The organism is Nostoc sp. (genome assembly GCF_035638895.1).
Taxonomy (GTDB): Bacteria; Cyanobacteriota; Cyanobacteriia; order Cyanobacteriales; family Nostocaceae; genus Nostoc.
Window position 1 is genome coordinate 1 of record NZ_DASQZC010000484.1, and the last position, 9,375, is coordinate 9,375.

The window sequence follows — 9,375 nt, forward strand, 5'->3', positions numbered from 1 at the left end:
GCAAGATAATTAGCTAAGTCTGCTACTAGTTCTGGTTGCACTACACGACGTTTAGCATGACGGGTTTTAAACCAAGGATCGGGGAATTGAATTGTAACGCGTTGTAAACTTCCTGGCGGGAGGGAAGATAAAATTGAGTGCAGTGAGTTATTCACATTGCAAAATAAGTAGTGCAGGTTTGTGAAGCCTAACTCAGAACGTAACTTATTCGCCTCCACCACTAGCGGTTCCCGAATTTCTAAGCCGAGAAAATTCCAGTTGGGTTCTATTTTGGCCATATTTACCAAAAACTGTCCTTTAGCGCAGCCAATATCTAAATGTAGCGGTTGATTTGGCTTTGCATAAATTTTTTCCAAGTCTTGGGGACTTGCTGGTGTTTGATACTTTTTACCAAGTGGATTAACATGCTGGCGGACTCGGACTGCTGCCAAAATTTACTCTCCTTTACGTGAAAATGCCCTGTTTCTTCTGATACCAAGTTCTGCGAGTGTTTTTTTAATTACATCTTGGAAGGCTTTATCCAGTTCTGCTCTTTGTCTAAGTAGAAATGATCAACTATGGTTTAATTTTTCAGACCTTATTTTAGTGACAAATCTAATAAATAACGGTTATAAAAGTAAGAGCTTATAAAGCCAATTTAAATTGTTGCCTTAAGTTTAACCCGTCATCTTTCAAATTAAGTAATTTTGCACTAAGCAACCTTTTAGTTTACTGTTTTTGTTGATTAGGTAGAGCTTATAAAGTGTAAATTATTATACTATTTTTTTACTAAATATTTGGGTTAGCTTTCCAGGCAAAGAATAGGCAATATATGCTAGAATTGTATCAAATTATGGCAGTTATTCAAGAGAAATTTAGAATAATTTTGCGCTTTGTTGAGTAAACAAGCTAAAATCTACGATTTTTGGAGATTTTTAGGTTATGACAACCTCACAGGAGAGGATTATCCCGATAGACTTGCGAACCGAAATGTCGCAGTCTTATCTGGAATACGCCATGAGCGTGATAGTGGGTCGGGCGTTGCCAGATGCCAGGGATGGTCTAAAACCTGTGCATCGTCGCATTCTCTACGCAATGCACGAGCTAGGTCTGCTCCACGATCGCCCCTTTAAGAAATGCGCCCGTGTGGTGGGGGAAGTGTTGGGTAAATATCACCCCCACGGTGACACAGCAGTATATGATGCCTTGGTGCGGATGGCGCAGGATTTTTCCATGCGATCGCCCCTAGTTAACGGACATGGTAACTTCGGTTCGGTAGACAACGATCCGCCAGCCGCAATGCGGTACACAGAATGCCGCTTACAAGCTTTAACTAGCGCTGGGCTACTACACGACATTGAGTATGAAACTGTAGATTTCGCCGATAACTTCGACGGTTCCCAGCAAGAACCGACAGTGCTACCTGCACGGATTCCTCAACTGTTGCTCAACGGTTCCTCTGGGATTGCCGTGGGTATGGCAACCAACATTCCGCCGCACAATTTGGGTGAATTGATTGATGCTTTAGTGGCTGTAATCCACAATCCAGAAATCACCGATCTCGAATTAATGCAGTATGTCCACGGCCCAGACTTTCCGACTGGGGCGCAAATTTTGGGGACATCTGCCATTCGAGAAGCTTACACTACCGGGCGTGGTTCCATCACCATGCGTGGTGTCGCTAACATTGAAACCGTTGAACAACGGGGACGCCCAGATAGAGAAGCAATTATCATCACCGAATTGCCCTATCAAACCAATAAAGCGGCGCTGATTGAAAAAATCGCCGAAATGGTGAACGAGAAGCGTTTAGAGGGCATCGCAGATATCCGGGATGAAAGCGATCGCGACGGGATGCGAGTTGTCATCGAACTTAAGCGTGATGCTTATCCCCGCGTTGTGCTGAACAACCTCTACAAGCAAACGCCACTGCAAGCCAACTTCGGCGCAAACATGCTGGCGTTGGTGAATAGCGAACCCCAAGTACTCACCCTCAAGCAGTTCTTAACCGTCTTCTTGGATTTCCGCATCGAATCCATTGCTAGACGCACCCGTTACGAACTGCGGAAAGCTGAAGAACGCGACCATCTCCTGCAAGGATTATTAATTGCCCTATCCCAGTTAGATCCAATTATTGTCTTAATTCGCCATGCTCCCGATGCGCCCACAGCTAAAGGCGAATTAATTACAACTTACGGACTTTCGGAAGTGCAAGCAGATGCAATTTTGCAAATGCAATTGCGGCGGTTGACTGCCTTAGAAGCAGACAAAATTCGTCTAGAACACGATGAATTACAAGCGAAAATCACCGACTTGCAAGATATTTTGGCACGTCGGGAGAGAGTGCTAGAAATTATTGAAACCGAAGTCGCGCAACTAAAAACTAACTTTGCCACACCCCGCCGCACGGTGATTTTACCAGGGGAAGGCGAATTAGATGACCGTGACCTAATTGCCAATGAAAAAGCAATAATTCTGGTTACAGAGCAAGGCTACATCAAACGGATGCCAGTTAACACCTTTGAAGCACAAAGCCGTGCTACTAGAGGCAAAGCCGCAGCCAAGGTGAAAGATGATGATACCATTGAGCATTTTTTGACTTGCTGCGATCACGACAGTATTTTATTCTTTAGTGAACGTGGTGTTGTTTATTGCCTGAGAGCTTATCAAATTCCAGCCAGTTCGCGTACCAGTCGCGGGACACCAATTGTCCAGATGCTACCGATTCCCAAAGAGGAAAAAATCACCTCGATTGTACCGGTTGACGAGTTTACCAGCGAAGAATATCTGGTCATGCTCACCAAGGGCGGCAATATCAAGAAAACCGAATTGGCAGCGTTTAGTCACATTCGCGCCAATGGTTTGATTGCCATTTCCTTAGAAGAAGGCGACCAACTGCGCTGGGTGCGACGCGCTAGAGTAGAGGACAGTGTAATCATTGGTTCTCGTAACGGGATGGCGATTAACTTTCGGTGCAACCACGAACAACTGCGTCCTTTAAGTAGGGCAACTCGTGGGGTGAAAGCCATGAAACTCAAAAATAAAGATGAACTCGTGGGTATGGATATTCTGCCCGCAGCAATTCTTGAAACTTTGGATATAGTTACAGAAGCCGAAACTGAAGATATCGAAACAATCGAAACAATCGAAACAGAAGATATCGAAATTACTGAAACTAATGAAGAGTCCGCAGAAGTGCCTAGCAGTGGCATTGTTGGCCCTTGGGTGTTGGTAATTACAATGGGAGGATATGGTAAGCGTGTACCAGTTGCCCAGTTCCGCCTGCAAAACCGTGCTGGTCAGGGTTTAATGGCAACGAAGTTCAAAAACCGCAAAACCAAAGACAAGCTGGCAACCCTACGCATTGTCAACAATGATGATGATGAAATCATGATGGTGACAAATCGCGGTATTATCATCCGTCAAGCGGTCAATGCGATTTCTATCCAATCGCGATCGGCAACTGGAGTCAGAGTCCAGCGTTTAGACGAAGATGACGCCATTATCGGAGTGGCAATAGTTCCACCTGATGCTGCCGATGCAGAAGAAGCAGAGTAAAAAGCAGGGTGAGCTGGCGTTGCAGGGGAGGCAGGGGGAGAGGCTTATCTCTTTACTCCCTTGCTTAATTGCCTTAGCTAGCGGTATTTTAATGGGGCTAACCGTTGCCCCTGTAGGTGCATGGTTTTTGGCTTGGATTGCCATAGTCCCCTTATGGGTGCTAGTTGTCACTTCAGCCAAAGGCAAAAACCAATCCCCACCTGCTCCCACCCTGCGGGAAGCTAAAGCTACATCTCACCCTGCTCCTCCTGCTCTATTCTGGGGTATCGGTTATCACGGTGTCGCCCTATCTTGGATTACTGGAATTCATCCGATGACATGGTTGGGCGTTCCTTGGTTACCAAGTTTGTTAATCACCCTTTTTTGTTGGGGATTTATCAGTGTCTTTGGAGGGGTATTTGTTGCTATTTGGGCGGCTGTGATGGTTCGCCTGAACGGACAAAAACCGTGGCTACGTATATTGATTGGTACAGCCGTCTGGTGCGGCTTAGAGAGTCTATGGAGTGCTGGTCCTTTGTGGTGGAGTTCTCTTGCTTATACCCAAAGTCCGCACAATCTCGTAATTTTACATTTGGGGCAACTCTCTGGGCCTAATACTGTGACAGCTGCGATCGCTGCTGTTAATGGTTTAATTGCGGAAGGATGGATAAACCGCCTTTCCTTCGGAACGCTACGCGAACGTGCAGCGTCTCGTAGAGAAGACGCCAAGATTTCCTCTGCGTCTTGGCGGTTCGTTAATAAATACTGGGTTATCGCTACAGGATTATTAATTACCTTACACCTCATCGGTTTTATCTTATATAGTCGTCCCATCGCCCAATTACCAGAAGCAGCAATCAAAGTGGGGATTGTTCAGGGTAATATCCCGAACCGACTTTTACAAAGTTCCGAAGGGTTTCGTCGCGCCCAAGAAAACTATACCAATGGATATCTAACTTTAGCAGGCCAAGGTGTAGATGCAGTCCTCACCCCAGAAGGAGCCTTACCTATTTTCCAGCGTAACTTGCTGGGAACTGCTTTAGTTGCAGCTGTGAAGGAGAAAGCTGTAGTTGCTTGGATTGGCGCTTTTGGCGAACGGGGAGACAGTTATACAATTAGCTTGTTTACTTTCAACAGTAAGGGTGAAATCGTCAGCCGTTACGATAAGTCCAAACTAGTACCCTTGGGAGAATATATTCCCTTTGAAGGAATTTTAGGCGGGATAGTTCAACGCTTGTCGCCACTTGAGGCACACCAAGTTGCCGGTTCAGCAAATCAGATATTTGACACTCCTTTTGGTCGTGCGATCGCTAGTATATGTTATGAATCTGCTTTTCCTGAGCAATTTCGCCGTCAAGCTGCTGCGGGTGGGCAATTTATTATCAGTTCTTCTAACGATGCCCATTACACTGCATCGATGCCATTTCAGCATCATGCACAGGATATCATGCGGGCAATTGAAACTGATAGATGGTCAGCACGGGCAACGAATACAGGATATTCAGGCTTTATAGATCCTCACGGCAGAACCTTGTGGATATCGGGATATAATACTTACGAAACTCATGCTGAAACAATTTATCGGCGACAAACGCAGACTTTATATGTGCGTTGGGGTGATTGGTTGACACCGTTGTTATTGATATCCTCTGGAGGAGCTTGGCTATTAATTCAAGTTGGGCATCCAAAGAAAATAAGTGATTAATGATTAACTGCTAAATTACCCATAATAAAAGAACCTTACTTCTAAATATTTAGTATGGATGCTTCTCGTGATAAGCAAATCATTTTAGATGCATGCGATCGCTACTGATAAATCCAAAAAATAACAATTTTATTTTAAACTCTTACCAATCATGGTAAGAGTTATTTTATAACAGTAACCTGCCGCAATGCTTATCTAATTCCAATTATCTAATTCCAATTAAGCAAAGTTATCCAACAGACTAATTGTTGGCTGTAATGACTGAGCTTGAAAAAATAGCATACTTTGCTCACCAAAAGCAGTCCAATTTTGGTCAGATAAACGCTCAGAGGCAACAATAATTTGGTCTGGCTCCTTGAGTGCATCACAAGACCAATAAAGAGTAGGAGCTTGTGTGCGGTAAGCGTAGCGAATTGCTGCAATTGCTTGACCATCGGTGACAATTATATTGGCACTAAAGCTGGTGTCGTATTTTGATGCCAACTCAGTCAATTTTTGAACTGTGGCACGTAAGGCTGAAAACAGAGTGCTATCTGGAGATGACTGCCACATTTCCACTACTAAGGCGAAGATGTGTTCAGAGTCAGTCATACCTTTAATCAGGCGGTATGTAGAATCAGAGAGGCTGTCACGGATTGGTCTATAGAGAGTCTGTAGAAAGTTTGAGATTTCGCCATTATGCACAAACAACAGTTTCCCACTGCGAAATGGCTGACAGTTGCTAATGTCGAGTGATTCACCTATCCCAGCTAATCGCGCATAGCCGACAGTACAAGTAGATTGTACATAGTTGCTCAACTCTTCCAGATTCGGATCGTTCCACATCGGGATCGTATTTCGGTAAATAAAGGGTTTACCCACTTCGTCATACCAGCCTACACCCACGCCGTCTGCACAAACTACTCCTGATTTTAATTCCAAAGAACTGTAACTTTGTTTGTAGAGAGAATGCTCCTGTTTATACAGCAACTCATCTAATAGGATGGGATTACCAAGGTAGCCAATTAATCTACACATAAAAAAATGACGTTGCTGAAAGAGTAACGAAATTCAGTCACAAGCCCCGATAGAAATCGAACCTTTGAACTGTGCAATTACTGCGGATCTTTATTAAATTTAACAATTATTTTTTATCTTGTGTACGCTTTAACTATGACTAAAGTCATGGTTTTGTTTGCGAATTTTAGAAAAACTTTTTCTAAAAAAATAGATTAAATAAATTTAGATATAATTACAGGAAGTGAAAAATATTGCTATTTTATGCATATCATTTATAACAGGATAATCGGCGTTGCTGATTCCATGTATGAAAATAATTTCGCATAATACCAAAGGCGTTGCAGAAATGCGGGATGATCTAATTCAATACGGATATTTCCCAATACTTCAAATAATGAAATAATAATCGAATTGAGTATTTCAGCATATCTACTGACTTTGAATAGCACAATGTTTTGCGGTGTAGTCGTGCTAAATAGTGACGCAAGCGGGTATTTTCACCTTCAACTCTAGTCATATATGTTTTACTCACAATTTGGTCTCCATTGGGGATAAAACTTGGGTAAACTTTCCAGCCATCTGTCACATAAAAATAGCTCTTCCAATGTTTAACAATTTCCCACAATGGCTCAAACGTTTGAGCACTGGTTGTCGTCCTAAAACCCAGGCTAAAATACCCTGAGTAAAGTGATTTACTGCTGTCCAAAGCCAAATTTTGTTTTTTTTTGACCCGATGAATGTCTCTAATTCATCCAGTTCTCCAACTTCTGGAATGATATCTATCTTTTGGCAGCGTCTGGAAGTTTTTCTCCTAATTTTTTGACCCAATAAATGATGGTAGTATGATGCACACCTTTAACTCGCTCAATTCCGCGAAAACCCATGCTGTTCAGGTACATTTTTAAACATTGTTGTTTCACCTCCTCTGAATATCCTTTCGGCGGATTGTACACATCTATAAATTGGCGTTAGCGAAGCGGGGCGGAACGCACGTCGCAGTTAGTACAGATGTGATTTTGTTTACCTCTTCGCTTTCCATTCTTCCGGATTTCCGTAGACCCACAGTATGGACATTGCATAGTAGACAACCTCAATTCATCCCTCCATTACGCAACGCCAAAAGATGAACTGGCTGGAAAAATGTTTGATGACGAGCTAGAACTCGCCTATGCCGTAATTGATGGTGTTCAAGCTAGAGGAAAAAGAGGAAACTACAGTACACGACGTGTTAAATTTAACTCGAATAGCTTTGCTTAACTTTTCGTTACATACTTATAAATTTTCCCGCCGACTTACTTAAACATTATTCGTATGCCTGGCGACTGGGGACTTAACGATATTGCATGCATCAAGCTCTTTTTGAGTAGTGATATTTTGTCCAAGTCCCGGAAGTACGGCTTTTTCTTGTTCTTCATTTTCTTTAAGCTCTAAGAAAAATAATCTTTCCAGAGCAGGAGTTTGGGCGTTTCACTATTAAGTTTTCCGATACTCGCTTTTAGGAACGAATTAACATCGGGTCATAAATTTGAATTTTTTGAACACCGCAATTACTCAAAATAGAGCTAACGTAATCAAGCTCATTGTCTGTGCCACTAACGATGAGTATGTAATTGCCTTGCTCAATTTGCTCGTTGTAAAAGCGTGCCCACTCATCTCCTATTCCTAGCCTCATAGCGTCAAAGCGCTCACTTAAATTAAGATCTATTGATCCTTTAAATTGAGAAAAGCCTTTGCAAATTAAGGAAATCTGGTTTATTGGAAAACCTGCGGCACAGATATCATTAATTGCAGCTTCAACATTATCTATGTTATTAAAGTTACTAACAGCATACTTGGCTAAAATTCCACTTTTATTAGAAATGGCAGTAGCAGAAGTCGTGGTGTTCAGATAATTTGCAGTTCCATGTTCACTGTTGAGATGCTCGTAAATGCCAAACTCTTCAATACCCCAACGCAGGAGAATTGCTTCTACTTTAGCAATTTCAAAAGATATACAATCTACAATTATTAAATAGTGTCCAACCTCTACTCGCTGGTTATATGCTCTAGCTTGCTCTTCCGACATTCCCCAACCAACTAATGCACCAGCAAAAGTCCCAGTCGCTGCACCAATGCTTGCCCCTACAAGGGTTGTAACCAAAGCGGTTGCAGCTGCTCCAGCCAGCATTATTGGTCCAACTCCAGGGATTGCTAAAGTACCTAGACCTACTAATAAACCAGTCAACCCACCCACAGCGCCCCCTGAAAGGCCTCCTACCGTTGCGCCTTCGTCGGATTTATCACCTATTTCATCATCACCAATCTCATGATTGCGGTCTGTATTCTGTACAACTACAGATACTTTTTCCATCGCCAAGCCAGAATCTCTCAACTCATGTAGTGCTTGTTCTGCATCTCGACGATGAGTAAATACGCCTACAGCACGTTGATACTTACTTAAAACCATTATTACTCCTTGGTAGCCCAGGAAAATTAATTACCTACAAATTTAGTATTTCACTATTTGTAATATTAAATACGAGTTTGTTGATCTGAAAATCATCCATCCTTAGTAATAAAATTCATGACATTGAAGGAAATAGTGTTTCCGATGAAAAAAGCTGAACGGTCGAAAATTTCTGTAATATAGCAACCGCCATATTGATTAGGATGTAGACTGGAAAGCAGTTTACAATCCTGCCTGAGCCATGGCCAAACCATACAGCTACGACCTCTGACGCAAAGTAATCGATGCTATTGAACTAGATGGGATGAAACGGTGCCAAGCAAGCGTTTACTTCCGAATCAGTCGTAACACTATTAACCTATGGCTTCAGCGTAAAGCTGAAACCGCAAATGTCCAAGCTAAACCTAGACAGCGTACAGGCCATAGTCACTCTTATCACTTGCTGGGAAAAGTTCCGAGCATTTGCACAAAAACACCGCGATCAGACCTAGCTAGAGATGGCATGGCACAGTTGTGGGATAGCGATGCTGGGCTTGGCTCAAGAGCCGGATTCAAAAGCAGCAAAAACAAAAGCCTTCTCAAATTAGTTTGAGAAGGCTTTTTGTTTGAATAATTATCCCTGGCATCGAGCTATTTTTGCGTAGGGCTACCCCTAAACTATCGTGGCCGCAGCAGCGTTTCACCTCTGAGTTCGGGAAGGGTTCAGTGT

Annotated in this window: 5 protein-coding genes and 2 pseudogenes; 3 read left to right on the forward strand and 4 right to left on the reverse strand. The window is 42.9% G+C overall.

Features of this window, described 5'->3' with window-relative positions; genetic code table 11:
- Positions 1-431 (reverse strand): tRNA (guanosine(46)-N7)-methyltransferase TrmB (gene trmB, locus VE944_RS24320; RefSeq protein ID WP_324983122.1); only part of this gene is annotated, 431 nt, incomplete at its 3' end.
- A 490-nt stretch (positions 432-921) separates the two neighbouring features.
- Between trmB and gyrA the strand changes: the two genes are divergently transcribed.
- Positions 922-3,537: a DNA topoisomerase (ATP-hydrolyzing) subunit A gene (gene gyrA / locus VE944_RS24325; RefSeq protein ID WP_324983125.1), complete on the forward strand. Its 2,616-nt coding sequence runs from the start codon at positions 922-924 to the stop codon at positions 3,535-3,537.
- Complete coding sequence (gene lnt, locus VE944_RS24330) at positions 3,518-5,221, forward strand: apolipoprotein N-acyltransferase (RefSeq protein WP_324983128.1); 1,704 nt, start codon at positions 3,518-3,520, stop codon at positions 5,219-5,221. Before gyrA ends, lnt begins: the two co-directional genes overlap by 20 nt.
- A gap of 219 nt (positions 5,222-5,440) precedes the next feature.
- On the opposite strand, the gene egtC is transcribed toward lnt, so the two are convergent.
- The 3 genes and pseudogenes from egtC to VE944_RS24345 form a co-directional block, all read right to left on the reverse strand.
- On the reverse strand, positions 5,441-6,238 hold the full coding sequence (egtC, locus tag VE944_RS24335) for an ergothioneine biosynthesis protein EgtC (RefSeq protein ID WP_324983131.1): 798 nt from the start codon (positions 6,236-6,238) through the stop codon (positions 5,441-5,443).
- A 340-nt stretch (positions 6,239-6,578) separates the two neighbouring features.
- A pseudogene (locus VE944_RS24340) lies at positions 6,579-7,299 on the reverse strand (IS1 family transposase).
- Between the two features lie 416 nt (positions 7,300-7,715).
- The gene (locus VE944_RS24345) at positions 7,716-8,666 is read right to left on the reverse strand and encodes a hypothetical protein (protein ID WP_324983133.1); all 951 of its coding nucleotides are present in this window, start codon (positions 8,664-8,666) and stop codon (positions 7,716-7,718) included.
- Between the two features lie 280 nt (positions 8,667-8,946).
- Here VE944_RS24345 and VE944_RS24350 point away from each other — a divergent pair.
- A pseudogene (locus VE944_RS24350) lies at positions 8,947-9,192 on the forward strand (IS630 family transposase); the annotation flags it as partial.
- Positions 9,193-9,375: the final 183 nt, after the last annotated feature.

Coding starts and splice junctions, on each gene's coding strand:
- gyrA (WP_324983125.1), top strand. CDS start 922: ATGACAACCTCACAGGAGAGGATTATCCCGATAGACTTGCGAACCGAA.
- egtC (WP_324983131.1), bottom strand. CDS start 6,238: ATGTGTAGATTAATTGGCTACCTTGGTAATCCCATCCTATTAGATGAG.
- lnt (WP_324983128.1), top strand. CDS start 3,518: ATGCAGAAGAAGCAGAGTAAAAAGCAGGGTGAGCTGGCGTTGCAGGGG.
- VE944_RS24345 (WP_324983133.1), bottom strand. CDS start 8,666: ATGGTTTTAAGTAAGTATCAACGTGCTGTAGGCGTATTTACTCATCGT.